General features: G+C 73.1%; 25 protein-coding genes and 1 pseudogene. 10 read left to right on the forward strand and 16 right to left on the reverse strand.

The window, feature by feature from the left end; genetic code table 11:
* Positions 1-73: 73 nt before the first annotated feature.
* Entirely contained in the window at positions 74-1,063 is a 990-nt protein-coding gene (gene hypE / locus AB0N90_RS02925) for a hydrogenase expression/formation protein HypE (protein ID WP_361679913.1), read from the forward strand.
* A 72-nt stretch (positions 1,064-1,135) separates the two neighbouring features.
* On the opposite strand, the gene hypA is transcribed toward hypE, so the two are convergent.
* The 8 genes from hypA to AB0N90_RS02965 all read right to left on the reverse strand — a co-directional run bounded on the left by hypA (position 1,136) and on the right by AB0N90_RS02965 (position 7,842).
* Positions 1,136-1,477, reverse strand: coding sequence for a hydrogenase maturation nickel metallochaperone HypA (gene hypA, locus AB0N90_RS02930; RefSeq protein WP_085563341.1), 342 nt, complete (start codon positions 1,475-1,477; stop codon positions 1,136-1,138).
* 7 nt (positions 1,478-1,484) lie between these two features.
* Positions 1,485-1,634 carry a hypothetical protein gene (locus tag AB0N90_RS02935; RefSeq protein WP_361679844.1) on the reverse strand — a complete coding sequence of 50 codons (150 nt, stop codon included), beginning with the start codon at positions 1,632-1,634 and terminating at the stop codon, positions 1,485-1,487.
* Positions 1,635-1,693: 59 nt separating this feature from the next.
* Positions 1,694-1,900 carry a hypothetical protein gene (locus tag AB0N90_RS02940; RefSeq protein ID WP_037653844.1) on the reverse strand — a complete coding sequence of 69 codons (207 nt, stop codon included), beginning with the start codon at positions 1,898-1,900 and terminating at the stop codon, positions 1,694-1,696.
* Positions 1,901-1,926: 26 nt separating this feature from the next.
* On the reverse strand, positions 1,927-2,523 hold the full coding sequence (locus AB0N90_RS02945; protein WP_365192511.1) for a DUF5947 family protein: 597 nt from the start codon (positions 2,521-2,523) through the stop codon (positions 1,927-1,929).
* The gene (locus AB0N90_RS02950) at positions 2,520-3,086 is read right to left on the reverse strand and encodes a NifU family protein (RefSeq protein ID WP_365192513.1); all 567 of its coding nucleotides are present in this window, start codon (positions 3,084-3,086) and stop codon (positions 2,520-2,522) included. Before AB0N90_RS02950 ends, AB0N90_RS02945 begins: the two co-directional genes overlap by 4 nt.
* The gene (locus AB0N90_RS02955) at positions 3,079-4,872 is read right to left on the reverse strand and encodes a nickel-dependent hydrogenase large subunit (protein ID WP_365192515.1); all 1,794 of its coding nucleotides are present in this window, start codon (positions 4,870-4,872) and stop codon (positions 3,079-3,081) included. The genes AB0N90_RS02950 and AB0N90_RS02955 overlap by 8 nt, the downstream gene beginning before the upstream one ends.
* 88 nt (positions 4,873-4,960) lie before the next feature.
* Positions 4,961-6,034, reverse strand: coding sequence for a hydrogenase expression protein HypE (locus tag AB0N90_RS02960; protein WP_365192517.1), 1,074 nt, complete (start codon positions 6,032-6,034; stop codon positions 4,961-4,963).
* Entirely contained in the window at positions 6,031-7,842 is a 1,812-nt protein-coding gene (locus AB0N90_RS02965) for a hypothetical protein (RefSeq protein WP_365192519.1), read from the reverse strand. The genes AB0N90_RS02960 and AB0N90_RS02965 overlap by 4 nt, the downstream gene beginning before the upstream one ends.
* Positions 7,843-8,148: 306 nt before the next feature.
* On the opposite strand from AB0N90_RS02965, the gene AB0N90_RS02970 reads away from it, so the two are divergent.
* Entirely contained in the window at positions 8,149-10,197 is a 2,049-nt protein-coding gene (locus tag AB0N90_RS02970) for a hypothetical protein (protein ID WP_365192520.1), read from the forward strand.
* 33 nt (positions 10,198-10,230) lie between these two features.
* Here AB0N90_RS02970 and AB0N90_RS02975 read toward each other — a convergent pair whose 3' ends face one another.
* The 3 genes and pseudogenes from AB0N90_RS02975 to AB0N90_RS02985 form a co-directional block, all read right to left on the reverse strand.
* Complete coding sequence (locus tag AB0N90_RS02975) at positions 10,231-11,541, reverse strand: hypothetical protein (RefSeq protein ID WP_365192522.1); 1,311 nt, start codon at positions 11,539-11,541, stop codon at positions 10,231-10,233.
* A 178-nt stretch (positions 11,542-11,719) separates the two neighbouring features.
* Positions 11,720-11,899 (reverse strand): annotated as a pseudogene (locus AB0N90_RS02980) (SRPBCC family protein); the annotation flags it as partial.
* Positions 11,900-11,981: 82 nt separating this feature from the next.
* Positions 11,982-12,809: a serine hydrolase gene (locus AB0N90_RS02985; RefSeq protein ID WP_365192524.1), complete on the reverse strand. Its 828-nt coding sequence runs from the start codon at positions 12,807-12,809 to the stop codon at positions 11,982-11,984.
* 205 nt (positions 12,810-13,014) lie between these two features.
* Here AB0N90_RS02985 and AB0N90_RS02990 point away from each other — a divergent pair, with 205 nt between their 5' ends.
* Both AB0N90_RS02990 and AB0N90_RS02995 read left to right on the forward strand, forming a co-directional pair.
* Positions 13,015-14,058, forward strand: coding sequence for a permease (locus AB0N90_RS02990; protein ID WP_365192525.1), 1,044 nt, complete (start codon positions 13,015-13,017; stop codon positions 14,056-14,058).
* Positions 14,055-14,870, forward strand: coding sequence for a TIGR03943 family protein (locus tag AB0N90_RS02995; protein WP_365192527.1), 816 nt, complete (start codon positions 14,055-14,057; stop codon positions 14,868-14,870). The genes AB0N90_RS02990 and AB0N90_RS02995 overlap by 4 nt, the downstream gene beginning before the upstream one ends.
* 254 nt (positions 14,871-15,124) lie before the next feature.
* Here the strand turns inward: AB0N90_RS02995 and AB0N90_RS03000 are convergent, their stop codons facing one another.
* Positions 15,125-15,355 carry a hypothetical protein gene (locus AB0N90_RS03000; protein ID WP_365192529.1) on the reverse strand — a complete coding sequence of 77 codons (231 nt, stop codon included), beginning with the start codon at positions 15,353-15,355 and terminating at the stop codon, positions 15,125-15,127.
* A gap of 157 nt (positions 15,356-15,512) precedes the next feature.
* On the opposite strand from AB0N90_RS03000, the gene AB0N90_RS03005 reads away from it, so the two are divergent.
* Positions 15,513-15,953 (forward strand): universal stress protein, encoded by a 441-nt coding sequence (locus AB0N90_RS03005; protein ID WP_361679814.1) that lies wholly within the window; start codon positions 15,513-15,515, stop codon positions 15,951-15,953.
* A gap of 9 nt (positions 15,954-15,962) precedes the next feature.
* Here AB0N90_RS03005 and AB0N90_RS03010 read toward each other — a convergent pair whose 3' ends face one another.
* On the reverse strand, positions 15,963-16,451 hold the full coding sequence (locus tag AB0N90_RS03010; protein ID WP_361679811.1) for a CBS domain-containing protein: 489 nt from the start codon (positions 16,449-16,451) through the stop codon (positions 15,963-15,965).
* Positions 16,452-16,681: 230 nt separating this feature from the next.
* On the opposite strand from AB0N90_RS03010, the gene AB0N90_RS03015 reads away from it, so the two are divergent.
* Positions 16,682-17,539, forward strand: coding sequence for a universal stress protein (locus tag AB0N90_RS03015; protein ID WP_365192803.1), 858 nt, complete (start codon positions 16,682-16,684; stop codon positions 17,537-17,539).
* Between the two features lie 30 nt (positions 17,540-17,569).
* Here the strand turns inward: AB0N90_RS03015 and AB0N90_RS03020 are convergent, their stop codons facing one another.
* Complete coding sequence (locus AB0N90_RS03020) at positions 17,570-18,271, reverse strand: response regulator transcription factor (RefSeq protein ID WP_361679808.1); 702 nt, start codon at positions 18,269-18,271, stop codon at positions 17,570-17,572.
* Positions 18,272-18,399: 128 nt separating this feature from the next.
* Positions 18,400-19,062, reverse strand: a complete 663-nt coding sequence (locus tag AB0N90_RS03025) for a CBS domain-containing protein (RefSeq protein ID WP_085563356.1) — start codon at positions 19,060-19,062, stop codon at positions 18,400-18,402.
* Between the two features lie 231 nt (positions 19,063-19,293).
* On the opposite strand from AB0N90_RS03025, the gene AB0N90_RS03030 reads away from it, so the two are divergent.
* The 4 genes from AB0N90_RS03030 to AB0N90_RS03045 all read left to right on the forward strand — a co-directional run bounded on the left by AB0N90_RS03030 (position 19,294) and on the right by AB0N90_RS03045 (position 24,859).
* A complete protein-coding gene (locus AB0N90_RS03030) occupies positions 19,294-20,190 on the forward strand; it encodes a universal stress protein (RefSeq protein WP_365192532.1) in 897 nt (298 codons plus the stop codon).
* A 176-nt stretch (positions 20,191-20,366) separates the two neighbouring features.
* Positions 20,367-21,230 carry a universal stress protein gene (locus AB0N90_RS03035; protein WP_365192533.1) on the forward strand — a complete coding sequence of 288 codons (864 nt, stop codon included), beginning with the start codon at positions 20,367-20,369 and terminating at the stop codon, positions 21,228-21,230.
* Positions 21,231-21,299: 69 nt separating this feature from the next.
* On the forward strand, positions 21,300-23,678 hold the full coding sequence (locus AB0N90_RS03040; RefSeq protein ID WP_365192535.1) for a phosphoketolase family protein: 2,379 nt from the start codon (positions 21,300-21,302) through the stop codon (positions 23,676-23,678).
* Between the two features lie 113 nt (positions 23,679-23,791).
* On the forward strand, positions 23,792-24,859 hold the full coding sequence (locus tag AB0N90_RS03045; protein WP_365192537.1) for a zinc-dependent alcohol dehydrogenase family protein: 1,068 nt from the start codon (positions 23,792-23,794) through the stop codon (positions 24,857-24,859).
* Positions 24,860-24,911: 52 nt separating this feature from the next.
* On the opposite strand, the gene AB0N90_RS03050 is transcribed toward AB0N90_RS03045, so the two are convergent.
* Positions 24,912-25,352 carry a pyridoxamine 5'-phosphate oxidase family protein gene (locus tag AB0N90_RS03050; protein ID WP_361679792.1) on the reverse strand — a complete coding sequence of 147 codons (441 nt, stop codon included), beginning with the start codon at positions 25,350-25,352 and terminating at the stop codon, positions 24,912-24,914.
* Between the last annotated feature and the right edge of the window lie 7 nt (positions 25,353-25,359).

The following is a 25,359-nucleotide window of genomic DNA, read 5'->3' on the forward strand; positions in this document are numbered from 1 at the left end:
CGCCCCCGACATCGCCGTCGACCCGGCGAACTGGACCTGCCCCGCCCCGCTGCGCGACCAGCCGGTCGTCGTCATGGGCCACGGCGGCGGCGGTGCCCTCTCCGCCGAGCTGATCGAGCAGGTCTTCGCCCCGGCCTACGGCAACCCCGTGCTCGCCGCCCTCACCGACTCCGCCGTGTTCGACCTCGGCGGCGCCCGGCTCGCCTTCTCCACCGACTCCTACGTCGTACGGCCCCTGTTCTTCCCCGGCGGCAGCCTCGGCGACCTCGCCGTCAACGGCACCGTCAACGACCTCGCGATGAGCGGCGCCCGGCCCGCCTTCCTGTCCACCGCCTTCGTCCTGGAGGAGGGCGTGGAACTGGCCGTGGTCGGGCGGATCGCCCGCGCCATCGGCGCCGCCGCCAGGGCCGCGGACGTCACCGTGGCCACCGGCGACACCAAGGTGGTCGAGTCCGGGCACGGCGACGGCGTCTACGTCACCACGGCGGGCGTCGGCCTGGTCCCCGACGGCGTCGACATCCGCCCGCAGCGCGCCCGGCCCGGCGACGCGGTCATCGTGAGCGGGCCGATCGGACAGCACGGCGTGGCCGTCATGAGCGTGCGCGAGGGCCTGGAGTTCGGTGTCGAGATCGTCTCCGACACCGCCCCGCTGGCCGGTCTGGTCGCGGCCATGCTGGAGGTCACCAAGGACCTGCACGTCCTGCGCGACCCCACCCGGGGCGGCCTCGGCGCCTCCCTGAACGAGATCGCCCGCGCCTCCGGCACCGGGGTGCTGCTGCGCGAGGGGGCCGTCCCGGTCCCGGAGGAGGTCGCGAACGCCTGCGGCTTCCTGGGCCTCGACCCGCTGTACGTCGCCAACGAGGGCCGGCTCGTGGCCTTCGTGCCCCCCGAGCACGCCGAGGCGGTGCTCGCCGCCATGCACGCCCATCCGCAGGGTACCGGCGCGGCGCTGATCGGGGAGTGCGTGGCCGACCACCCGGGCATGGTCGTCGTCGCCACCGGCCTCGGCGGCACCCGGGTCGTGGACCTGCCGCTGGGCGAGCAACTGCCCCGGATCTGCTGACCGGGACCGCAAGCGCCACGGAAAAATCCGGCCCCCGCCGTCCTCGGCGGGGGCCGGACCACTTCCTGCTTCCTACGTGTCGACGCCCGTGATCTCCAGCTCGCGTCCGCTGCGCAGCTCCTGGGAGGGGCGGTCGCAGTGCGGGCACCAGAAGAACGGCGGTATGCCCACCGCGAACTCCTCGGCGCACCCGTCGCACCACGCCAGCGCGGGCACCGGCTCCACCACGAGCCGGGCGTCCGCGAGCGCCGTACCGTCGCGGGCCACCTCGAAGGCGAAGTCCAGCGCGTCGGGCACCACCCCGGACAGCTCGCCGACCCGGACGGTCACCGCGGACACCCGGTCCGCACCGTCCGCGCGGGCGATCTCCTCGGCCTGTTCCACGATCGCCGACGCGATCGACAGTTCGTGCACGGCCGCCTCAGGGGTAGCGCCGGTTCGCGCCCGGACCGCCGGTCATCCGGAAGATCCGCAGCTCCCGGACGATCCCGGGGAACTCCTTGATGACCAGGGCGGTGATCACGCCGCCGACCAGCGCGGCCTGGAGCAGCAGCAGCTGCCGTCCGGACATCCCCGATCGCGCGCGCCTTCTGCTTCTGCAATCGCTCATGGCGGTCACTTTCCGTTCTCTCAGCCGGGCGAGATGTTCGGCATGCTCTCGCCCAGGGCGTCATGCCGCTTCCAGTGGATACCGGTGGAGCGGCGCGCGTCGGAGCTGCCGTCCCGGTGGTGTCCGGTCTGTTCCTGGTACGGGCCCTTGTTGCCCTGGTGCAGCCCGGGAACATGGCTCGGGGTGTCGGGCTTCGCCTCGGGGCGGCCCACTCGGATGGTGCCCATGTCCGCTCTCCTTCCAGGCCGTACGACTACGACCGTTCGGTGAGGTCCCTGAAGAACTGTTCTACGGCGGCCCAGACCTGCCCGCCACCGGAGAGGCCCTGCCACTCGCGGCGGACCAGCGCCGTCATCCGGAAGCAGTCGTCGACCGGCACGATCCAGTGCTCCGAGAGCCCGCGCACGGTGTTCACCAGCAGCGCCTCCACGTCCGGGGTCATGGACGCCACCTGCGGGACCTCGGCGGCCAGTCGCCGCCAGGCGTCCGCGTCCACCTCCCAGCGCATCGCCCCGGCCGGACTCGGCCCCTGCGCGGTGACCGCCCCGTCGGTACGCGGCACGAAGAACACCAGCCCCACCGGGACGCCCAGCACCCCGGTGTCGACCGGCGGGAGCCGCAGCCGGCGCCGGGGCACAAGCCGGTAGCGGCCCTCGCCCGCCGCGCCGTCCGCGAACAGCACCGAGCAGGGGCCGCACACACAGCGCACCTCGGCGGCCCCGGTGTCGTACAGATGCGGGTGCTCGTCCGCCACCCGGGCCGCGCACAGCTCGCAGCTCTCCGCGTCGGCCGTGGCCGCGCGGTCGGCGGCGGAGCGGATGACCCGGCCGAGTGCCCCGTCCACGCTCACCCCGCCTCCTGCGGCACGGCTCGGCGCTTGATCGTGTTCAGCGGTACGAAGGCGGGGGCGGCCTTGCGCTCCTCGCCGTCCGGCACGATCTCCACCTCGGTCAGCTCCGGGGCCACCGCCAGTACGGCCTCCCGGACCGCGGCGGCGAGGTCTGCGGAGCCGCCCCCGCAGCCACCACCACAGCCGCCCTTGGAGCCGGAGTCGAGCCGCACCCGTGCGACCTCGCCCTGGACCCCGGCCCATGTCAGGTCGCCGCCGCGCTCGCGCACCGCCGGCCGCAGCCGCTCCACCGCGCGCTCGGCCCGCTCGGCCAGGGGCTGCGGGTGCACCCCGTGCAGCACCATGAGGTGGCCGACCAGCTCGTCACCGGCCAGCCGCGCGCCCAGCCGCTCGTCGGCGCCGTCCAGGACCCGGGCGAGGGCCTCGCCGTAGACCTCGGTCAGCAGCCGTACCGCCTCCAGGGCCGGGCCGGGCGTGTGCTCAAGGCCCGCCAGCACCTCGTCGAGCCGGGCGAGCCGGGCCTCCACCGCCGGATCCGCCAGGCGTCCGCCCGGATCAGCCATGGTTGGCCCCGTACGTCGGCGAGTGCACGGTGCTCAGGGTCTTGCCCTTGCCCATGTACATGTGGACGCCGCACGGCAGACAGGGGTCGAAGCTGCGCACCGTGCGCATGATGTCGACGCCCTTGAAGTCGTCGGGCCCGTTCTCCTCGAAGATCGGCTGGCCCATGACCGCGTCCTCGTAGGGGCCGGGCGTGCCGTAGATGTCGCGGGGGCTGGCGTTCCACGGGGTCGGCGGGTACGGATGGTAGTTGGCGATCTTCTTGTCCCGGATCACCAGGTGGTGCGAGAGGACCCCGCGCACCGCCTCGTGGAAGCCGCAGCCGATCGCCTCGTCCGGCACCTCGAAGTTCTCGAAGACCTTGGTGTCGCCGCTCTGCAGCATCCCCATGGCCTCCTCCAGGAACTGCAGGGCCATGGCGGCGGCGTAGGCGATGAAGTACGGCCGGGCGCGGTCGCGTTCGAGGGTGTTGCTCCACTTCGGGATGCGCCACTCCAGGGTGGTCTCCGGCAGCTTCTCGCCCTTGGGCAGGGTGATGCGGATGCCGCCCCCGGTCGCCTTCACGTACGGCGTGTCCACCAGGCCGCTCAGCGCGGTCGACCAGAGCCGGGCGAGCGGGCCGCCGCCGGTGTCCAGGGCGAGGTGCTCACCGGTGTCCGGGTGGTACCAGCGCGGGCTCATCACCCAGCTGTAGTTGCCCTCGAAGTCCCGCTTCTGCGGCACCGGCACCGTGGTCTGGTTCCAGGGGTGGCGCATGTCGACGGGGTTGCCCAGTGGGTCGTGGGTGACGAAGGGGTCCTCGTTCACCCAGTCCTCGTAGAAGGAGCTGCCCAGCATGATGCGCAGCCCGAGGTTGATGTCGACCAGGTTGTTGGTGACCAGCTTGCCGTCCACCACGATGCCCGGGGTGACGTACATCGCCTTGCCCCACTCGTTCATGGTGGCGTAGCGGTAGTCGACCACGTCCGGGTTCTGGAAGGCGCCCCAGCAGCCCAGCAGGATACGGCGCTTGCCGACCTCCTCGTAGCCCGGCAGCGCCTCGTAGAAGAAGTCGAAGACGTCGTCGTTCATCGCCACCGCCTTCTTGATGAAGTCGATGACGCGCATCAGGCGGCTGAGGTAGTCGGTGAAGACGCTCGGCTGCGGCATCGTGCCGACACCGCCCGGGTAGAGCGTGGAGGGGTGCACATGGCGCCCCTCCATCAGGCAGAACATCTCCCGGGTGATCCGGCTGACCTTCAGCGCCTCCTTGTATACCTCGCCCTCGAAGGGGTTGAAGGCCTTCATGATCTCGGCGATGGTGCGGTAGCCGTGCACATCCCCGCGGGGCGCGTCGGTGCGCTCGGCGCGGGCCAGCACCCCGGGGTTGGTGGCCTTGACCATCGCCTCGCAGAAGTCCACGAAGACCAGGTTGTCCTGGAAGATCGTGTGGTCGAAGATGTACTCCGCCGCCTCGCCCAGGTTGGTGATGTGCTCGGCCAGCTTCGGCGGCTTGACGCCGTAGGCCATCTGCTGGGCGTAGTTGGAGCAGGTGGTGTGGTTGTCGCCGCAGATGCCGCAGATCCGTGAGGTGATGAACCCGGCGTCGCGCGGGTCCTTGCCCTTCATGAACACCGAGTAGCCGCGGAACAGCGACGAGGTGCTGTGGCACTCCACGACCTCACGGTTGGCGAAGTCGATCTTCGTGTAGATGCCCAGGTTGCCGATGATCCGGGTGATCGGGTCCCAGTTCATGTCCACGAGCTGGGCTGGTTTGCGTCCTGAGGTCCGCGCGTCGGTGGTGGTCATCTGCGGTACTGTCCCTCGCTGTTCGGGTCGGGCGGAGCGGATGGCGGAGCGGGCGGAGGGGTGGTGCGCGGGTCGGGGGAGTACGGCTTCACGCGCGCCAGTGCGGGTCGTAACCGCTGGTCAGCTTCTGCTTGTTGTGCCGCCAGCGGGGCTCGTGGTTCACCATGTCGTTGGTGATTCCGCGCAGTCGGCGGATGACCGCCCCGTACGGCTTGATCACCATCGACGAGAGCGTGCCGCCGGGGGGCTCGTCCATGAACGGCATGAAGGCATCGGGGAAGCTCGGCATGGTGCAGCCGATGCAGATGCCGCCGACGTTCGGGCAGCCGCCGATGCCGGACATCCAGCCCCGCTTGGGCACGTTGCAGTTGACGACCGGGCCCCAGCAGCCCACCTTCACCTGGCACTTGGGCGAGTTGTAGTCCTTGGCGAAGTCGGCCTGCTCGTAGTACGCGGCCCGGTCGCAGCCCTCGTGCACGGTCTTGCCGAACAGCCACTGCGGCCGCAGCATGTGGTCCAGCGGCGGTGGGGGAGCGGTACCGGCGGCGTGCTGGAGCACCCACACCAGGGTCTCCATGAAGTTCTCCGGCTGGATCGGACAGCCGGGCACATTGACCACCGGAAGGCCCGAGCGCGCCTTGAACTCCCAGCCCAGGTAGTCCGCGAGGCCCATGCAGCCGGTCGGGTTGCCGGCCATGGCGTGGATGCCGCCGAATGTGGCGCAGGTGCCGGCCGCGACCACCGCCCATGCCTTGGGCGCGAGTTGGTCGATCCACCAGTTCAGGGTCTGCGGCTCGCCGGTCGCGGGGTCGTTGCCGAACGACGTCCAGTAGCCGTCGCCCTCGATGATGTTCTGGTTCGGGATCGAGCCCTCGATCACCAGGATGAACGGCTCCAGCTCACCGCGGGCCGCCTTGCGGTACGGGGCGAGGAAGTCCTCGCCGCCCAGGCTCGGGGAGAGGACCTTGTTGACGAGGTTGACCTTCGGCAGGCCCGGGATGAGGCCGAGCACCACGTCCTCGATGGACGGCTGCCCGGCGGCGGTCAGCGACACGGTGTCGCCGTCGCAGCTCATGCCCTCGGAGATCCACAGGATGGTGATCTCGTCGAAGCCCTCGGGGGCGTCGGCGCGGGTCTCGGTGGTACCGCTCTGTGTGGTCATCTCTGCGGCCTCCGTCGCAGTCGGTCGTGGGCCCGGCCGGGGGTGGCCGGGGTGCCCGTGGTTGCGAGGGGTTCGACCTCGTCGGGCCGGAAGTAGTGGAAACGGCCGTACCAGCCGTGCAGTTCGGCGGCCGGATCGTCGTCCACGGTCACGGCGAGCCGGACGCTGCCGTCCACGTCGTGGAAGACCCCGGCGACGGTGGCGGACCGCCCGTCCAGGAACATGTCCTGGGCGTCGGCCCCCCGCGCACGCGGCCGCAGCAGCACCGGACTGCCGGCCCCGAGGGGCACCTCGCCCACGAGCACGGTGTCGGTCGTCGGCGAGAGCCCCTCGTCCCCGCCCTCCTGCCACCAGGCGGGACGCTGGGCGGCGGCGGTCGGTTCGGACGCCGGGGGGTCGTCCGGGGCCACCGGGGCTGACGCGGGGGGCGCCGGGGTCGGTTCGGGCGTCGGGGTCTCGCAGTGGGCCGCGAGGGCCGCCGCCGGGGCCGTGGTGGCCGAATCCGGCGCCGGGGTCCGGCGCTGGACCTCCGGGGCCGCGGAGTTTGCCGCGGCGGGCGGTTCGGGTACCGAGGGTTCGCGGTGGGCCTGCGGGACGGCCGAGCGGCCCTCGGCCGAAGCGCGGGTCCTGGCCGACGTGCGGGTCCCGGTCGAGCGGCCGGAGGTCCGGGGGCCCGACGAGGCCGCCGGTGTCAGTGAGCGGATCGCTCCGTGCAGGCGTTCGAAGACCTCGCGGGGCATGCTGTCGACCCGGTCCAGGATCCGCGCGGCCCGGGGATCGGTGGCCCGCGCCTCCGTCTTCTCCTCGTCGGTCAGCAGCATCGTGCGCAGCGTCAGGATCTCGTCGATCTCCGCCGCGTCGTGCAGATCGCCCGGACTCTCCGGCGCCACCTGCGGATGATCCGGGAGGATGATCGGCGCCGAGAGCATAGCCGGGCCGATCTCACCCTCGCCGTCGCCCTCGCCCTCGCCCTCGGCGGACTCGGGGGGCGCGCCGCCGAGGACGGGGAACGTGAAGGCGTTGTGGCAGCCGCGCGCCCGCTCGGCCAGCGCCGTGGGCGGATCGATCAGCGAGACGAACTCCACGCCCTCGCCGCCGAGGACCGTGTGCGTGGCGATCAGCGCGTCGCGCAGCGCCTCGTTCCGGCAGGCCCCCGGGTCGGCCGCAACGCCCGTGTTCTCGGTGCGCACCACCAGCCGGAAGAGGCCCGGCGCGAGCGGTTCGGCGGCCACCGTCGTCGCGGCCCGCAGCTCCCGGTGCCGCCGTACGATCCGGCCCGCGTCCACCGGCAGCGGCTCGTACTCGTCCCCGCCGGGCGCGCCGACGTCGACCGTACGACCGCCGTCCAGCAGCTCGGCGAGCGGCACCGCCAGCTCGGTCTCGCGCGGGATCGCCTCGTCGAAGGAGAGATGCGTGGCGCCGTCGGCCGTACGCAGGGACTCCACCGGAGACCCGTCCGCGTCCTCCACCTGCTTGTGCTGCATCTGGAGGTAGCGCACCCGCAGTCGTACGACCGCGTCGTCCTTCAGGGCGCGCAGCAGGCACTCGGTCTGCTGGTACCAGGAGTCCGCGGAGCCGGAGATCCCGGGCGCCACCGGGCCGAAGCGCTCCACCCAGTCGCGCGGCAGCAGCACCCCGAACTGCCAGCGGACGCGGTTCTTGGGGGAGGAGCGGCGGTACGGGTAGAGCAGATAGCCCTCGTACAGCACGGCGTCCGCGACGGCGCCCAGCTGCTCGAAGGCCCGCTCGGGCGCGGCGTCGGCATCGTCCGTGAGCAGGGCTTCGCGCACGCCGACCTGGTCCGGCATCCCGCCTCCTCGTCGCTGGGCAACCGGGCGGTCAGTCGCGCACCCGGGGATTCCTTTCACCACGGTCACACCCGGCACGGGTCCGCGCCCCTCCGACGCACCCGCATTGGGCCGGTCAGGCGATGTGTCCGTTTCCGGGTTGCGGACGGGCGGACCGGGCCGCCGGGCGCGGCCCGGGTGGCCGGCGGGCAGGGAGTGGCCCCAAGTGCCCGTAGTCGTACCGGTGTTGAGGCTCAGCCGGGTGCGCCGACCGCTAGAATCAAAGGCCACGCACAGCGGGGGTTGTCGGAGGCGGGGGGAGTCGTCATGTCCGGAGGATTCGGGGGCCCACAGGGCCCGAGAGACGTGGCAGGACCCGGGGAATCCCGGGGTCCGGGAGGGCCTGCGGAATCCGGCGGGCCTGCGGGACCTGATGGGCCCCCGGGATCCGGCGGGTTCGCAAGCCCCGAAGGGGCCCCTGGTGGCGTCGGCGGCCCTGGGGGACCCGGAGGCCCCGGAGGATTCGCAGGGCCTGGTGGGCCCGAAGCCCCGGGAGGATCAGCAGGCCCCGCAGGAGCCCCTGAAAGCGCGGGCGTCCCTGGAGGCCCCGGCAGCCCCGGAGGGCCTGGTGGGCCCGGAGCCCCCGCAGGATTCGGAAGCTCGCCCGGAGCCCCCGGAGGATTCGGAAGCTCGCCCGGAGCCCCCGGAGGATTCGGAAGCTCCCCTGGAGCCCCTGGAGCCCCTGGAGCCCCTGGAGCCCCTGGAGCCGGTGGAGCCCTTGGAGCCGGTGGAGTCGCTGGTCCCGTAGGGCCCTGGACCTATGGTCCGCCGCCCGGCCAGGGCTTCGGTGTGCCGCCCATGCCCGCCGGTCCGCCGCCCGCGCCCCCGGACACCGGCCGAGCCGTCGCCGTCGCCCTGCTCAACCTCAGCGGACTCGGCCTCGGCTACGCGCTCACGCGGCGCCGGCTGCTCATGGCCGCCTGCTGGGTGGCGACCGCGATCCTGCTGGTCATCGCCCTGCCCGCGGATGCCGACGGCGTCCCCGGCGCCCTGCTTGCGGGATACGCGCTGCTCCTGCTGCTGGCGGCCGCCCACGGCGCGTACCTCGGACTGCGCACCCGCCTGGTGTGGCCCGGCCGCGCGCCCCTCGCGCTGCTGCTGGGCCTGGTGCTGCTCGCCGTACCGGCCGGCGGCGCGCTCTGGTACCAGGACGCCCGGGACGAGGCCGTACAGCAGGCCCTCCTCAAGCGTCTGACGAGCGCCGACCAGCTGGTGGCGGCGGACGCGGGCAAGTCCTTCAGCACCGCGGAAGGCGACTACCGCGAGGCCCTCGGGGTCTATCGCGACCTCGTCGCCGACCACCCCGGCTCCCGCGCCGCCCGCGAGGTCCCCACCAGCCTGCGCGCCTACTACTCCAAGGTCGCCGCGCCCTACGACAGCCAGGACTACTGCACCGCCGTGGCCCCGCTGACGTATCTGCGCACGGTGCCCGGCCAGCTGCCCAAGGCCACCGTCGGCACCCTCGCCGACTGGCCTGACGACCGCCTCGCGACCTCGCTGTACGAGTGCGGATCACAGGGCCTGTCCGCGGGCGACCAGGACTGGGTCACCCGCTTCGGCGACCTGATGAAGACCTTCCCGGACGCCCCGCAGACGACGAAGGTGATCCCCGCCGTCGACGCGGCCGTGAAGAAGGCGCAGAAGGGCGTGGGTGGCTCCGGATCCTGCGCGGCCGTCGAGGAGTTGCAGCGGCTCGACACCAGGATCGGCGACCTGAAGACGGCCGCGGGCGACCCCGACGGCAAACTCGCGTCCGCCGCGTCCCGGGCCGGGCGCAGCGGTGACGACGGCGCGTACGACTGCGGCGTCCAGGAGTACCGGAGCGGCGACTTCAGCAGCGCCAAGCAGACCATGGACACGTTCGTCGCCGGGCATCCGCACCACAAGAACCGGGCGCGCGCCCAGAAGATCGCCATCGCCGCCGAGGTCGCCCAGACCATCCCGGCGGCCGGCAAGAAGCTGCCGACCACCGCCAGTGGCGGCAGCATCTCCGTCACGGTGAAGAACGACAGCCCGGACGACGTCACGGTCCTCTACACCGGTCCGGTCACCGGCAGCTTCACCCTGAAGGCCTGCGGCGGCTGCCGGTCGTACCTGCTCGCCGACACGCTGATGTCCACCTTCAAGCCCTGCGCCGGTGGCAAGGACTATCCGCAGCGCACCCTGCAACTCCCGGTCGGCACCACGTACTTCGTGCACAAGCCGAACGGCGGCCAGGTGACGACCGCGGGCTCCGACACCGCGAAGCTGCGCCCCGGGTACATCTACACCGAGTGCGCGTACACCACCCAGGGCTTCGGCGGCTCGGGGACCTGACCGGCGGCGCCGCCGGTCAGGCCGAGCGGGGGATCAGTCCTCGCGGCCGCCCCGGCGGCGGGCGGCCACCACGACGCCCGCGCCGACGACCACGGCCACGGCCGCGGCGCCCGCGAGGGGCAGCGCGGGACCGGCGCCGGTGGCCGCGAGATTGCCGCCGGTGCTGTCGGAGCCGCCGGTGGTGAGGTCACCGGTGGTACCGGCGGTGGACGTGGTGCCGGTGGTGCCGCCCGTCGTGGTCGTACCGCCGTCCGTGCCGGTGCCGGTGCCGCCCGTGGACGTCGTCGAGCCGGTGCCGCCGGTCGAGTCGCCGCCGCCCTTCGAACCGCCGTCCCCGGTGGAGCCGCCGCCCGTGGTGTCGGTGCCACCGGAGACGGCGAGCGTGATGTGCGCGGTGTCGTTCTTCTTGACGTGGTCGAACGGCCGGGCCTCCGCGCCGAGTTCCACGTAGCCGCGGGCGCCGGGCACCGCCTTGTCGAGCTTCACCTTGAAGGTGTACGTCCTGCTCTCGTGCTCGTTCACCCAGGGCGCGCCGGTGCCGCACGCGTAGGACTCGGCCCCGGTGTTCGTGCACAGGGTGTCGGTCCGCACCGCCGAGGTGCCCTCGGGCAGCGTGACCAGGACATGGACCGCGCGCTGGCCCGGCTGCGGCAGCACCCAGGCGGGCCCCGCGTTCGCGAACTTCACCCGCAGCGTGACCGTGTCCCCGACCTTGCCCTTCAACTGGGCGCCGCCGACCTGGAAGTCGGCCGAGTTGACGGCGTTCACCGCGATGTCCGCGCTGGACGCGGCGCCCGCCGGCGGGGTCTTCTCGTCGGGCCGCTCGACCAGCTTCAGGGTGGCGGCCGTGCCGTGCACCGGGGCGGCGGCACCGTCGTCCGGGACCGGGGCCGTGGAGTCGACGGTCACCTGGATGTGCTCGTACAGGGCGCGGTCCAGGGCCTTGAGGGTCAGCGGCCGCTCCGGGGCGTAGACGACACCCGTCTGCACCGGCTGGTCGAACTCGCACACCACCTGCGTGTGGCCCGGCTCCTCGTCGGCCGAACCGACCGTGTAGCTCAGGCAGTTCGAGGGGAGCGCGGCCCGGCCCAGGCCGCGGGTGACGGAGTACGACAGCCAGACCTTGTCCAGTGCCGCGGTGCCCGTGTTGGTGAAGGTGGGCGACAGCGGGAGCTCGCTGCCCGGCTTCACCTTGTCGAACGGCGCGATGGTGCCCAGCGCCAGGCCGGTCGCGGGGCCGTCGGCGGCCACGGCCGGCGCGGCGCACAGCGCGATCAGGGCGACGGCGCCGAACGCGCCCGCGGTCTGGCGCACCGCACGGGGGCCGGGAGAGCTGAAAGGCATGGAATCCTCTGACTGGAGCGACAGTGGCGGACGAACAGTCGGTGGGGGAACGGCAGTTCCCCTCTCTGTGAGACGTCTGTGCCACCGGAACGGTTGTACGGGAGATCGTTCCGGCTCCGTCGCGTCGCTCGCCCCTGCCCGCGCCCCGTCCGTGCTCCCCGCGGCCGCCTCAGCCGGCCGCGTGCTCGCCGGGGTCGTGGCGCTTGTCGAAGAAGGACAGACGGACGGTCACCTCGCTGACGCCGCTGCCGATGCCCGCGACCTGGAGCCAGGAGTCCAGCTGGTGGAGAGTGGCCGCCCGGTCGAAGACGTGCTCGGGCTGGGCGGGCATCGTACGGGAACGTTCGTACTCGGCCATGGTGGCATCGCTCCTCGGGTCGGGAGTCGTACCCCGCCCGCGTGCCCCTTCCGCGGCGGCCGAAAGCGCCGCCGCCAGGGCGTCAGGCCACCGCGGCGCGGGCGGCCTGCTCCACCAGGGAGACGCCGTCGCTCATGGAGGCGCTGCCGTCGGAGAGGACGGCGACGAGGCAGCGATGACCGCCGAGGGTGACCTCGCCGATGCTGTTCACGTCCCACAGCCCCGTGGTGGTGCGCTGGAGCCAGCCGTTCTTCAGCTCGGTGCCGGCCGCGTTCACCGCCGAGACGCCCCAGGACTGCTCGGGCAGGACCTCGCCCATCAGGGTGCGGATGTAGGCGCGGGAATCGGGGGTGAGGGGGCTCTGGGCGCTGTCGTCGAAGACCGCGCGCAGCAGCCGTATCTGGTCGCTCGCGGTGGTCCGGGTCAGCCCCCACCTGCCGCTGGTGCCGGGCGTGGTCGAGGTCAGCCCCAGGCGCTGGTTGGCCGCCGCGAGACCGGGGTCCTGGCCGATCTCCTTCCACAGGGCGTCCGCAGCGTCGTTGTCGCTGCGCTTGATCATCGGCTCGGCGTGGCCGCGCTCCTCGTCGGTCAGCGCGCGCCGCTCGTCCTGCGCCTTGAGCAGCAGCGCGGCGAGGATGTCGACCTTGACGATGCTGGCGGTGTCGTAGGCGCGGTCCTCCCCCTGGACCACGGGGGTGGTGGCGCCCGCGTCGAGGTCGAGGACGGCGACGGTGGCGTGCGGATCGGGGACGGGGGGCCCTGGATCGGGGGTCTTCGACGCCTCGGTCGCCGGGGCCGGCTTCGGCTTCGGGGTGGGCGTGGCGGCGGCCGCCGCCGGGATGCCGGCGGTGAGCAGGGCGGTCACCGAGGCCAGAAGGACGCCGGCCGTGCGGCGCGGGTGCGAGGACATGGCACCTGAACGTAGACAAAACCCGCCCCGTGCGAAGTGGCTGCCGTCACTCCGGCCGCCGTTTCACCCGAATTGTAAGAAGAGTCACCGAGGGGAGCGGCGGGGGCGGCCAAGCGGTGCACGGCGGTCGTCGCGGCGGCGTGTATACCCGGCCCGGCGCCGGTCCTCGCTTATCGTCGGCTGGACACCGACATCCGGGGAGATCATGGAAAAAACGGATGAACTGGTTGCCGCGGGGGAGGGTGTGGCGGTCGTCCCGGTCCCTCCGCCTCCGTCCGTGCGCCGCCCCCGGCCCTGGCCGCTCGGCGCGGCCGTCCTGCTCGCGGCGGGCGCGAGCGCCGTCCTCCTCGTCGGCGACTCGGGGTGGCTGGACCAGCCCGCCGTAGGGGCCTGGCGCACGGTCTGCCTGGCCATCATCGTCCAGGCGATTCCGTTCCTCGTGCTCGGCACCGTGCTCTCCGGGGCCATCAACGCCTTCGTGCCCGCCGACCTGTTCACCCGGGTGCTGCCGAAGCGGGCCGCGCTCGCCGTGCCGGTCGCGGGTGTCGCCGGGGCGGTCCTGCCGGGCTGTGAGTGCGCCTCCGTACCGGTCGCCAACAGCCTGATCCGCCGGGGCGTGACCCCGGCCGCCGCCTTCGCCTTCCTGCTGTCCGCGCCCGCCATCAACCCGGTCGTGCTCACCGCCACCGCCGTCGCCTTCCCGGGCAACCCCGCGATGATCGCGGCCCGGCTGCTCGCCTCCCTCGGCACGGCGGCCGTGATGGGCTGGCTGTGGCTCTGGCGGGGCGACGAGAAGTGGCTGCGTCCGGCGCTGCGCCGGCGGCACCCCGGGCACGCCCACGGCCACAGCCGCTGGCAGGAGTTCCGGATCGGCTTCCAGTACGACTTCCTGCAGGCCGGCGGCTTCCTCGTGCTCGGCGCGATGGCCGCCGCCACCTTCAACGTCGCCGTGCCGCGCGCCGTCCTCGACGCCTTCTCCGGCACGCCCTGGCTCTCGGTGCTGTTCCTGGCGGGCCTCGCGGTGCTGCTGGCGGTCTGCTCGGAGGCCGACGCGTTCGTCGCCGCCTCGCTGACCGGGTTCTCGCCGACCGCCCGGCTGGCGTTCATGGTGGTCGGGCCCATGGTCGACCTGAAGCTGATCGCCCTCCAGGCGGGCACGTTCGGCCGCGCCTTCGCCTGGCGGTTCTGTACGGCGACCACGGTCGTGGCCGTCGCCGCCAGCGCCCTGACCGGAGGGGCCCTGCTGTGAGACGCCTCCTCCAGAGCCTGCTGCTGAAACTGACCGGTCTCGGCCTGCTGCGCATCACGCTGTTCAGCGACACCTACCTGCGCTACGTCAAGCCCGGCCTGCGCCCCGTGCTCATCGCCTCCGGCGTCGTCCTGCTCCTGCTCGGCGTCGCGGCGGCCTTCTCCCGGCCGGGGAAGGGGGGACACGCCCACGACGACCACGAAGGACACGCCCACGACGAAGGACACGTCCACGATGGTCATGAGGGGCAGGACGGTGGTCACGAGGGGCACGACGGCCACGACCACTCCGGTACGCCCAAGATCGCCTGGCTCCTCGCCCTCCCCGCCCTGAGCCTTCTCCTCTTCGCCCCGCCGGCCCTCGGCGCCTACACCGCCGCCCGCTCCGGCGCCGAGCCGGTCGCCGTGCAGAAGAAGGGCTTCGGGCCGCTGCCCGCGACCTCCCCGCTGCCGCTGACCCTGACGGACTTCACCAAGCGCGTCCAGCAGGACCGCAGCCGGGCCATCCAGGGCCGTACCGTCCGCCTGACCGGCTTCGTCACGCCCGATGCGAGCGGCGACGGCTGGTATCTGACCCGGATCATCTTCAGCTGCTGCGCCGCCGACTCCCAGACCGTCAAGATCCATGTCTACGGCTCCGGTTCCGCCGAACCCCCCGCCGCCGACACCTGGCTCGCGGTCACCGGCACCTGGCACCCCGCAGGCACCCTCGGCACCACCTCCGCACCGGCCGCGCTGGACGCCCGCCTGACCACCCCGATCGCCCAGCCGATCAACGCCTTCACCGACGACCTGCCGATCACCCCGGGCTAGGCACTGCCCGGCGGATCAAGCGCGGAGCCAGGAGCGGATCGCTGCCGCGGCCGTGGACCCCGGCCATCACACGGTGGGGTTCACGTTTCACATCGATCCGCCTCGCACACGAAACCGATCTCGCCGGCACTCAGGACCATGGCTCCGCCGGCACGGGCCGCGTGCTCGCCCCGCCGCCGGTCGCCCGGCGGTCCAGTCGCTGAATTCAGCTGCGGAGCTGATCCGGCACCCGCACGGGACCCCGGGAGGCCCGCTCAGCCGAACAGGCCGCGGACTCGGATGGTCTCCACGCGGCGCCAGGTGCCGCCGGGCAGCAGCAGCCATTGGTTGCCGGGGCCGTGGCCGCGCCGGCGGGCCGTGCCGGGGAGTGGGTTGTCGGAGCGGGGGCGTGCGTCCCGGTGTGCGGGCAGGGGGGCTCCGCAGTCGCGGCCGGTACGCGGCCGTGCGGCCTTCGCCTTGCCGTTCTTCCTGCGCCGTTTGCCCATCCGTGCCTCACCTCCCGTTCCTCCCGGTTTCCCCTTACGGCAGGATGCACCGCCCCGGCCCCCGGCGGCAGGGCCGAACGGACGCTCTTTTCTGGCGGGGCGGCGGCGCGTCGCGCAGCGTGGAGCACAGGGGGCAACAGCCAGAGAGGTGGGACAGATGGACCAGGACGTCTCCAAGCCCCGGGTCGTGGTGGGGGTCGACGGCTCGCCGTCCTCCTTCGAGGCGGTGCGCTGGGCCGTGCGCTACGCCGGGCTCGTCGGCGGCGCGGTGGAGGCCGTCGCGGCCTGGGAGGTGCCGCTGTACGGCTGGTCCGCGCCCGCGGTGGACATGTACATCGACGAGGAGGCGACCCGCGAGCAGATGGCGCAGGAGCTGACCGAGGTGCTCGGCGCGGACGCGGCCGCCGGGGTGCGCACCCGGGTGGCCCACGGCAACCCCGCCGAGATCCTGCTGCGGGCCGCCGAGGGCGCCGAGGTCCTGGTCGTCGGCAGCCGCGGCCGGGGCGGCTTCGCGCGCGTCATGCTCGGCTCGGTCAGCCAGCGCGTCGCCGCGCACGCCGCCTGCCCGGTGGTCATCGTCCGCGCCGAGGAGACCTGAGCCCCGGGCTCACTGCGGCCCCGGCGGCTCCCGCAGCACGCTCCAGGCCACCGGACCCAGCAGGTCCGCGAGCCGCCGGAACACGTCGAGCAGCAGATCGTCCAGGGTGAGCACGCCCACCGGACGGCCGTCGTCAAGGACGGGCAGCCGGCGCACACCGGTGCGGCGGAAGGTGCGGTACGCCTCATGGATCTCGTCGCCCGCGTCCAGGGTGACCACTCGCGGCGACATCACCGCGTCGATCCGGCTGTCCATCGGCAGGCCCTCGCCCAGCCCGCGCAGCGCCAGATCGCGGTCGGTGACGATGCCGCGCAAGGTGCCGTCCTCGACGACCAGCAGGGAGCCGACGGCGGTCTCGGCCATCAGCCGGGTGGCCTCCGCCAGGGTGACGTCCGGCGCGACGGTCACGGGCGGCGCGGTCATCAGCCGGCCGACGCTGACCTGACCCGCCACGGAGGGCGCGCCGGGCAGGGGACCGGCCTGGGGGAGATGGGTCATCAGGACCTCTTTCGGGGCACCGAGGGGGACACCGGCACCGGGGGATGCCGCCTCCAGACTGCGCCGGGCGACCCGCCCGGGGGCAGGGGCCGCTCGGACCTCGCTGGGGTAGTCCGATTCCCACCGAAAGGGACAATGTACCCATCGGCCCACCCGTTCGGCCGTGCCAGCGTGGAGAGCCGGACGGGCCGCCGCACCGACGCGCGGCCCGAGGAAAGGCGGTGAGGACGATGCCCCTGCCCCTGGTCGTGGGTGTCGACGGCTCCGATTGCAGCCTGCTGGCGGTGGACTGGGCGGCCGACGAGGCGGTCCGGCTCGGTGTGCCGCTGCGCCTGGTGCACGCCTCGCTGTGGGAGCGCTACGAGGGGCGGCTCCCCTCGCTCGGCAGCGAACCCGCCGCTCCCCATGTGCTGGCCGAGCACATCGTGGCCTCGGCGACCGAGCGCGTACGGCGGCGCGCCCCGAATCTGAAGGCGGACTCCGCCGTACTGGCCGAGGACCCGGTCGCGGCCCTGCTCGCCGAGGGCGACAACGCCACCGCCGTGGTGACCGGCAGCCGGGGCCGGGGTGAGCTGAAGGGGCTGCTGCTCGGCTCGGTGGGACTGGCCGTCGCCGGGCGGGCGTCCGGTCCGGTGATCGTGGTCCGCGGGGACGCCGCGGGGCTCGGGGGCACCCATGAGCGGGTGCTGCTGGGCGTCGGCGAGTCCGGCACCAGCGACACGGCCGCCCGCTTCGCGCTGCGTGAGGCCGCCGCCCGCCGGTGCGTCCTGGACGCGGTGCGCACCTGGCGCCGCTCCGGCGACCGGGCCGAGGACGGGGCCGCGCCGGACCACGAGGACGAGGCCGCCGAACTGATCGACAAGCTGCTCCGGGACCCGCTGAGCGAGCACCCGGACGTACGGGTGGCCCGCACCGTCCTGGAGGGCCCGCCCGGCACGGTGCTCCTGCACCGCTCGGCCGCGGCCGACCTGCTGGTCGTCGGGGTACGGCGGGAGCGCGGGCACGCCGGGCTCCAACTGGGCCGCGTGGCACACCGGTTGCTGCACCACGCCAAGTGCCCGGTGGCCGTCGTACCCCAACTGCCGTGACAAGCCCCCGCGGCGCGGGAGCCGAGGGGGTCAGCGGCCGGAGTGCTCCTTCGTGCCCTGCGGCTCCAGATGGGAGGCGAGCACGGCGGCCTGGACCCGGCGCTGCACACCGAGCTTGGCCAGCAGCCGGGAGATGTGGTTCTTGACCGTCTTCTCCGACAGATACAGCCGCTTGCCGATCTCACGGTTGGTCAGGCCGTCCCCGATCAGCGCCAGGATGTCCCGCTCGCGCGGCGACAGGCCCGCCAGCTCCGGCGGCAGCGACGGCGTCTCCTGCGGGTCGGCCCGCAGCGAGCGCATCAGCCGGGCCGTCGTCTCCGGGTCCAGCATCGACTGCCCGGAGGCGACCGTACGCACCGCCGAGACCAGGTCGGAGCCCTTGATCTGCTTGAGCACATAGCCGGACGCGCCGGCCATGATCGCGTCCAGCAGGGCGTCCTCGTCGTCGAACGAGGTGAGCATCAGACACGCCAGCTCCGGCATCCGGTTGCGCAGTTCCCGGCAGACCGAGATGCCGTCCCCGTCGGGCAGCCGTACGTCCAGCACCGCGACGTGCGGGCGCAGGGCGGGGCCCCGGACCAGCGCGTGCGCGGCGGTGTCGGCGTCGCCGACGACGGAGATGTCCGGTTCGGCGTCCAGGAGATCCGCCAGACCGCGCCGGACGACCTCATGGTCGTCCAGGAGGAACACCCGGATCGGGTCCTGTGCCGTGAAGGTGCGTGTCTCGGTCATCTCGACCTCTCGTTCCCGGAAAGCAGACAGACTGCGGCCTGTCACCCGGCCGATCATCGCCGGACGGCGCCGTGCGCACCAGGGCCGACCGGCCCTACTTGCCGAGACCGGCCCTCATCCCAAGAATGTCACGCCCCCGCCGCCCGCTGACCGGGCGCCAGGTCGAAGCGCACGTCCACGACCCCCTCGACCGCGCGTACGAGGCGGGCCGCCACCGGGACCAGCGAGGTGTCCCGGATCCGGCCGATGACGGTCACCACGCCGTCCTCCACCCGCAGTTCCACGGCCGAGTCCGGCGGCGGGAAGAGCCGCGCCACGATCTCCCGCCGCACCTCCTCCTCGATCTCCTGGTCGTCGCGCAGGAAGACCTTGAGCAGATCGGCGCGGCTGACCACGCCCTCCAGCATCCCGGTCTCGTCCACCACGGGCAGCCGCTTGACCCGGGCGCGGGCCATGGTCCTGGCGGCCTCGGCGAGGGTGGCGTTCGCGCGCACGGTGACGGCGGGGGAGGTCATCAGGTCCCCGGCGGTGATCGCCTCGCCCTTGGCCATGTCGGCGGGCGGCCGCAGCTGCCGGTACTCCTCGGCCGGGTCGTCCCGCAGCTCCTCCTTGGGCAGCATGTCGGCCTCCGAGACCACGCCGACCACCAGGCCCTCGCCCTCGATCACGGGCACGGCGCTGACCTGCCAGTCCTGCATCATCTCCACCAGCTCCTTGAAGGGAGCACGCCGGCCGACGGCGGCGACGGTGGTCGTCATGACGTCGCTGACGATGTGCGGGGTGCCGTACATGGTGACTCCGTAGCTTCTCGACGCAGCTTCTCGACGGGAGTTCCGCTGTCCCCAGCGTGCGCCGGACGCGCCCGGTCGGCACAGGGGCCGCCCGGCCCCCGCGAGGCGCCGCGGTCCGGGCCGGTCGGTCCCGGCGGGGGACCAGCGGCCCCTGATCGGCTCGCCGGTCCTGCCCCAGGCTGGAATCGTCGCTCCTGTCCCCCCGAGGCGACGCCCCAGAGAGGTGGAACCATGACCCGAACCGTCACCGCGGGCCTCGACGGCTCGCCCGAGAGCCGGGCCGCCGTCGAATGGGCGGCGCGCGAAGCCGCGCTGCGCGACCTGCCGTTGCGGATCCTGCATGTGCGGGAGCCCGAGGCCGGCACCGACATCGACCGCGGGGCCGCCGAGGAATGGGCCCGCACGGTGCGCGAGTCCGCGGCGGGCCTGCGGCTGCGCCACCCCGGCATCGAGGTGGTCACCGACCAGGTCACCGCGGAACCGGCACCGGCCCTGGCCGAGGCGGCCGACGGCGCCGAGCTGCTGGCGCTCGGCTCCCGGGGCCTCGGGCGGCTCGGCGGGTTCCTGGTCGGGTCGGCCGGGCTGTACGTCATCGCGCACACGACGCATCCGGTGGTACTGGTCCGCGCGGGTGAAACGGCCGCCGACGAACACCAGCCGGACCCCTCGGGCGTCCCGTCCGCCGCGACCCCCTTCCGGCCCGTCGTCCTCGGTCTGGACATCGACGACCCCGAGGGACCAAGCCAAACCCTGCTGGAGTTCTCCTTCGACGCCGCCGCGCGCCGCGGTGCCGCGCTGCGGGTCGTGCACGGCTGGACACCGCCGCCGTACGCCGCGTACGGCATCCCCGCCGACCCGCCGGTCATGCCCTCCTTCGGACGCCGAGCCGCGACCCTGCTCACCGAGGTGCTGCGGCCCTGGCGGCAGAAGTTCCCGGACGTCGAGGTGAGCGAGGTGAGCCGGGCCGGCAATTCCGCGCCGGTGCTGATCGACGCCGCCCGGGACGCCTCCCTGGTGGTCGTCGGGCGGCGCGTCCGCAAGAGCCCGTACGGCATCCATATCGGCCATGTCACCCACGCCGTGCTGCACCATGTCGCCGCGCCCGTGGCCGTCGTCGCGCACACCTGAGCCGATGCGCGCGGCCGAACGGCCCGAACGGACGGCCGCGCGCGACGAGGCCCATGGCCGAAACGGCCGAAACGGTGCGGTACGGCTCGCGTACGCCGGTGAATCCGTCGACGATGGGGTGCGGGCCCGCCTCGTTGTCGCCCTCTATCAGGGCTCTACCAGGGAGAGTGAACACGATGGACCTGCCCGTTCTCGTCGGCGTCGACGGTTCCGAGGAGAGCCTGCGCGCCGTGGACCGGGCCGCCGAGGAGGCCGCCCTGCGCGGGGCACCGCTGCGCCTCGTCTACGCCTCGCTCTGGGAGCGCTACGAGGGTTCCCTCATCGCCCAGGAGGTCGGGAAACCGGCCGAGGAGGTGATGGGCCAGGACATCATGGACGCCGCCGAACGCCGGGCCCACCGGCACCACCCGCAGCTGCGGCTCACCACCTCCGTGCTGGCCGACGAACCGTCGTTCGGACTGGTGAACGAGAGCAGCACCGCCCGTCTCGTGGTCGTCGGCTGCCGGGGCCGCAACGCCGTCACCGAGCTGCTGCTCGGCTCCGTGAGCCTCTCGGTCGCCGCCCGCGCCCACTGCCCGGTGATCGTGCTGCGCGGCGGACCCGAGCGGCGGACGACCCCCGGCCGCGTGGTGCTCGGGGTCGCCGACAAGGACGCGGGCCCGGCCGCCGCACGGTTCGCCGCCGAGGAGGCGGCGCTGCGCGGGGTGCCCCTGGAGGCCGTACGGGCGTGGCGGCGGCCCGCGCACAGCGCCACCGGGCACCCGCTGCTCGCCGGTGGGCCCGCCCAGGCGCAGGAGCAGGAGGCCGCCGAGGCGCTGGAGGAGGCCCTGCGGGACGTCCCCGAGGGGCTGGAGCAGCATCGGCGCACCGCCGAGGGACACGCCCGCGACGTCCTCGTCGATGCCTCCCGGGACGCCGGACTGCTCGTCGTCGGCGCCCGGCGCCGCACCGGCCGGTTCGGCCTCCAGCTCGGCCGGGTCGCCCACGGAGTACTGCACCACGCGGCCTGCCCGGTGGCCGTCGTACCGGAAACCGACTGAGCCCCGCGCCCCGAAGCGCTCTCGGGCCACCGGCCGCGCACGAACCTGACGATGATGATCGGAGTCCCCATGACCGAGGCCGCCCCCCAGGAAGCCGCGCTCAGCGAGGAGGAGCTGCGCACCCTGGACGCGCACTGGCGCGCCGCCAACTATCTGGCCGCCGGCCAGATCTACCTCATGGCCAACCCGCTGCTGACCGAACCGCTGCGCCCCGAGCACATCAAGCCGCGGCTGCTCGGCCACTGGGGCACCTCGCCCGGACTCAACCTCGTCTACACCCACCTCAACCGCGTCATCAAGGCCCGCGACCTGGACGCGCTGTGCGTATGGGGTCCGGGGCACGGCGGTCCCGCGGTCCTCGCGGGCTCCTGGCTGGAGGGCAGTTACAGCGAGACGTACCCGGACATCAGCCGGGACGGTGCCGGTATGGAGCTGCTGTTCCGGCAGTTCTCCTTCCCCGGCGGTGTGCCCAGCCATGTGGCCCCCGAGACCCCCGGCTCCATCCACGAGGGCGGCGAACTCGGCTACTCCCTCGCACACGCCTACGGCGCCGCCTTCGACAACCCCGGTCTGCTCGTGACCTGCGTGATCGGCGACGGCGAGGCGGAGACCGGGCCGCTCGCCGCGTCCTGGCACTCCGACAAGTTCCTCGACCCGGTGCACGACGGCGCCGTCCTGCCCGTCCTGCACCTCAACGGCTACAAGATCGCCAACCCGACCGTGCTCTCCCGGCTCCCCGAGAGCGAACTCGACGCCCTGCTGCGCGGCTACGGCCACGAACCGCTGTACGTCACCGGCGAGGACCCCGCCGAGGTGCACCGCGCCCTCGCCGCCGCCCTGGACGACGCGCTGGACCGGATCGCGCAGATGCAGCGCAGTGCCCGCGAGGACGGGCTCACCGAGCGGGTGCACTGGCCGATGATCGTGCTGCGCACCCCCAAGGGCTGGACCGGCCCCGCCGAGGTGGACGGCCTCCCCGTCGAGGGCACCTGGCGCGCCCACCAGGTCCCGCTGCCGGGCGTGCGCGAGAACCCCGCGCATCTGCGGCAGCTGGAGCAGTGGCTGCGCTCGTACCGGCCCGAGGAACTGTTCGGCCCGGACGGCCGGCCCAGCGCGGACGTCCTCGCCTGCGTCCCCGAGGGCCACCGCCGCCTCGGGGCCAACCCGCACGCCAACGGTGGCGTCCTGCTGCGCGACCTGCCGCTGCCGCCCCTGGACACCTTCGCCGTGGCCGTCGACAAGCCGGGCGCCGCCCTGCACGAACCCACCCGGATCCTCGGCGACCTCCTCGAACAGGTCATGGAGGACACCCGCGAGCGCCGGGACTTCCGCCTCGTCGGCCCGGACGAGACCGCCTCCAACCGGCTCCAGGCCGTCTTCGACGCCAGCGGCAAGGCATGGCAGGCCGAGGTGCTCCCGGTGGACGAGCATCTGTCCCGGCACGGTCGGGTCATGGAGATCCTCTCCGAACACCTCTGCCAGGGCTGGCTGGAGGGATATCTGCTCACCGGCCGGCACGGACTGTTCTCCTGCTACGAGGCGTTCGTGCACATCGTCGACTCGATGGTCAACCAGCACATCAAGTGGCTCAAGACGTCACGGCAGTTGACCTGGCGCGCCCCCATCGCCTCCCTCAACTACCTGCTCACCTCGCACGTCTGGCGTCAGGACCACAACGGCTTCTCGCACCAGGACCCCGGCTTCGTGGACCACGTCCTCAACAAGAGCCCCGAGGTCGTCCGCGTCTATCTGCCGCCGGACGCCAACACCCTGCTGTCGGTGGCCGATCATGTGCTGCGCAGCCGCGACTACGTCAACGTCGTCGTCGCCGGCAAGCAGCCCTGCTTCGACTGGCTGACCATGGACCAGGCCCGCGCCCACTGCGCGCGCGGCGCCGGGATCTGGGAGTGGGCCGGCACGGAGGACGGCGCCGAACCCGATGTCGTCCTCGCCTGCGCCGGTGACGTCCCCACCCAAGAGGTGCTGGCCGCCGCCCAGTTGCTGCGCACCCATCTGCCCGACCTGGCGGTGCGGGTCGTCAACGTGGTCGACATGACCCGGCTGCTGCCGCACGACGAACACCCGCACGGCATGCCCGACTTCGAGTACGACGGCCTGTTCACCACCGACAAGCCCGTCATCTTCGCCTACCACGGCTACCCCTGGCTGATCCACCGGCTCGCCTACCGCCGCACCGGCCACGCGAACCTCCATGTGCGCGGCTACAAGGAGTCGGGCACCACGACCACCCCGTTCGACATGGTCGTCCGCAACGACCTCGACCGCTACCGCCTCGTCATGGACGTCATCGACCGCGTCCCGGGCCTCGCGGTCCGCGCCGCCGCCGTCCGCCAGACCATGGCCGACGCCCGCAGCCGCCACCACGACTGGATCCGCGAGCACGGCACCGATCTGCCCGAGGTCGCGGAGTGGACCTGGGGAGGCTGAACGGGGGCCGTCCGGCCCAAGCGTGAGCCCCGTGCATGGGTCACTCTGGATCTGTCGGACATGTCCATCAGCCCGGTCCTGCGGAACACCGAGGGAAGAGGGTGAGGAGCGGCATGAAGGGTTATGTCTTTCACGGGCCCGGAGAGGCCTCCTGGGAGGACGTTCCGGATCCTGGGATCAAGGAGCCGACCGACGCCATCGTGAAGGTCGGGGCGGTCACGATCTGCGGCACCGACCTGCACATCCTCAAGGGCGATGTACCCGAGGTGCGGCCCGGCACGGTGCTGGGCCACGAGGCCGTCGGGGAGATCGTCGAGACCGGCAGTGATGTGCGCACCGTACGCCCCGGCGACCGGGTGCTGCTCTCCTGCGTCACCTCCTGCGGCCGCTGCCGCTACTGCCGGGAGGGCGTCTACGGCCAGTGCCTGGGCGGCGGCGGCTGGATCCTCGGCCACACGATCGACGGCACCCAGGCCGAGTACGTCCGCGTCCCGTACGCCGACCTGTCCGTGCACCCGCTGCCCGGCACCCTGGCGAGCGAGGACGCCGTACTGCTCGCGGACATCTTCCCCACCTCCTACGAGGTGGGCGTCCTCAACGGGCGGGTGCGCCCCGGCGACACCGTGGTGATCGTCGGCGCCGGGCCGATCGGGCTCGCGGCGATCGCCACGGCACGCCTGTTCTCGCCGGAACGGATCATCGCCGTCGACCTGGCGCCGGCCCGGCTGGAGGCCGCCCGGCGGTTCGGGGCCGACGCGGTCGCCGATGTGCGTGAGGCCCCGCACCAACTGGTCGCGGACCTCACCGACGGACTCGGCGCCGACGTGGCCATCGAGGCCGTCGGCGTGCCGGACACCTTCGAACTGTGCACCCGGGTGGTGCGCCCCGGCGGACACGTGGCCAACGTCGGCGTGCACGGCAAGCCCGCCACGCTGCACCTGGAGGACCTCTGGATCCGGGACGTCACCATCACCACCGGCCTGGTGGACACCTACTCCACCCCGACCCTGCTGAAGATGGCCGCGGCCGGCCGCCTCCCGACCGGCCGACTGGTCACCCACACCTTCCCGTTGGAGCAGATGGAGCGGGCGTACGACGTGTTCTCCCGCGCCGCCGAGACCGGCGCCCTCAAGGTCGTCCTCGGCGGCGAGCAGCACGAACTGGCCGTCCCCACGGCCTGATGCGCGCGACGGGCGGTACGCGGACGACTTTCCGCGCACCGCCCGTCGCCGCTCAGCCGTCCTCGCCCGCCAGCCGCACCCCGGTGACCAGGTCCGGGCGGATGCGCACCGCCTGGTCCATGTCCTCCGGCGGCGCCCAGGGGTGCAACAGCTCCCGCAGCCGGGCCAGTTCGGCCGGGTCCGTGACCAGCCGGGCATACCCCGTCACCACGACGCTCCAGCCGAGATGGGTCTCGGGATCGATGGCGTCGGCCTCGTACGCGACGACGACCCCGCCGTCCTCGCCCTGCCGGGCGTGCGAGGTCAGCGCGGCGGCCTCATGGGTGCGGATCACGATGTCGCCGCCGTCCAGCACATGGTTGACCGGGCGGACGGTCGGCAGCGCCTGCCGGGTGAACACGACCCGGCCCAGGGACACACTGCCCAGCAGCCGCAGCGCCTCCGTGCGATCGAGGTCGATGCGGCGCTGGGCCGTGTCGTGACGAGGGATCATGGCTGGC

Source organism: Streptomyces sp. NPDC093018, assembly GCF_040684035.1.
Lineage (GTDB): Bacteria > Actinomycetota > Actinomycetes > Streptomycetales > Streptomycetaceae > Streptomyces > Streptomyces murinus.

Bases quoted from the DNA above. Each gene is read 5' to 3' on its own strand.
- hypE (WP_361679913.1), top strand. From the start codon at position 74: ATGGGCCACGGCGGCGGCGGTGCCCTCTCCGCCGAGCTGATCGAGCAG.
- AB0N90_RS02935 (WP_361679844.1), bottom strand. From the start codon at position 1,634: ATGTCCGGACGGCAGCTGCTGCTGCTCCAGGCCGCGCTGGTCGGCGGC.
- AB0N90_RS02940 (WP_037653844.1), bottom strand. From the start codon at position 1,900: ATGGGCACCATCCGAGTGGGCCGCCCCGAGGCGAAGCCCGACACCCCG.
- AB0N90_RS02950 (WP_365192513.1), bottom strand. From the start codon at position 3,086: ATGGCTGATCCGGGCGGACGCCTGGCGGATCCGGCGGTGGAGGCCCGG.
- AB0N90_RS02955 (WP_365192515.1), bottom strand. From the start codon at position 4,872: ATGACCACCACCGACGCGCGGACCTCAGGACGCAAACCAGCCCAGCTC.
- AB0N90_RS02960 (WP_365192517.1), bottom strand. From the start codon at position 6,034: ATGACCACACAGAGCGGTACCACCGAGACCCGCGCCGACGCCCCCGAG.
- AB0N90_RS02965 (WP_365192519.1), bottom strand. From the start codon at position 7,842: ATGCCGGACCAGGTCGGCGTGCGCGAAGCCCTGCTCACGGACGATGCC.
- AB0N90_RS02970 (WP_365192520.1), top strand. From the start codon at position 8,149: ATGTCCGGAGGATTCGGGGGCCCACAGGGCCCGAGAGACGTGGCAGGA.
- AB0N90_RS02975 (WP_365192522.1), bottom strand. From the start codon at position 11,541: ATGCCTTTCAGCTCTCCCGGCCCCCGTGCGGTGCGCCAGACCGCGGGC.
- AB0N90_RS02985 (WP_365192524.1), bottom strand. From the start codon at position 12,809: ATGTCCTCGCACCCGCGCCGCACGGCCGGCGTCCTTCTGGCCTCGGTG.
- AB0N90_RS02990 (WP_365192525.1), top strand. From the start codon at position 13,015: ATGGAAAAAACGGATGAACTGGTTGCCGCGGGGGAGGGTGTGGCGGTC.
- AB0N90_RS03000 (WP_365192529.1), bottom strand. From the start codon at position 15,355: ATGGGCAAACGGCGCAGGAAGAACGGCAAGGCGAAGGCCGCACGGCCG.
- AB0N90_RS03005 (WP_361679814.1), top strand. From the start codon at position 15,513: ATGGACCAGGACGTCTCCAAGCCCCGGGTCGTGGTGGGGGTCGACGGC.
- AB0N90_RS03010 (WP_361679811.1), bottom strand. From the start codon at position 16,451: ATGACCCATCTCCCCCAGGCCGGTCCCCTGCCCGGCGCGCCCTCCGTG.
- AB0N90_RS03015 (WP_365192803.1), top strand. From the start codon at position 16,682: ATGCCCCTGCCCCTGGTCGTGGGTGTCGACGGCTCCGATTGCAGCCTG.
- AB0N90_RS03020 (WP_361679808.1), bottom strand. From the start codon at position 18,271: ATGACCGAGACACGCACCTTCACGGCACAGGACCCGATCCGGGTGTTC.
- AB0N90_RS03025 (WP_085563356.1), bottom strand. From the start codon at position 19,062: ATGTACGGCACCCCGCACATCGTCAGCGACGTCATGACGACCACCGTC.
- AB0N90_RS03030 (WP_365192532.1), top strand. From the start codon at position 19,294: ATGACCCGAACCGTCACCGCGGGCCTCGACGGCTCGCCCGAGAGCCGG.
- AB0N90_RS03035 (WP_365192533.1), top strand. From the start codon at position 20,367: ATGGACCTGCCCGTTCTCGTCGGCGTCGACGGTTCCGAGGAGAGCCTG.
- AB0N90_RS03040 (WP_365192535.1), top strand. From the start codon at position 21,300: ATGACCGAGGCCGCCCCCCAGGAAGCCGCGCTCAGCGAGGAGGAGCTG.
- AB0N90_RS03045 (WP_365192537.1), top strand. From the start codon at position 23,792: ATGAAGGGTTATGTCTTTCACGGGCCCGGAGAGGCCTCCTGGGAGGAC.
- AB0N90_RS03050 (WP_361679792.1), bottom strand. From the start codon at position 25,352: ATGATCCCTCGTCACGACACGGCCCAGCGCCGCATCGACCTCGATCGC.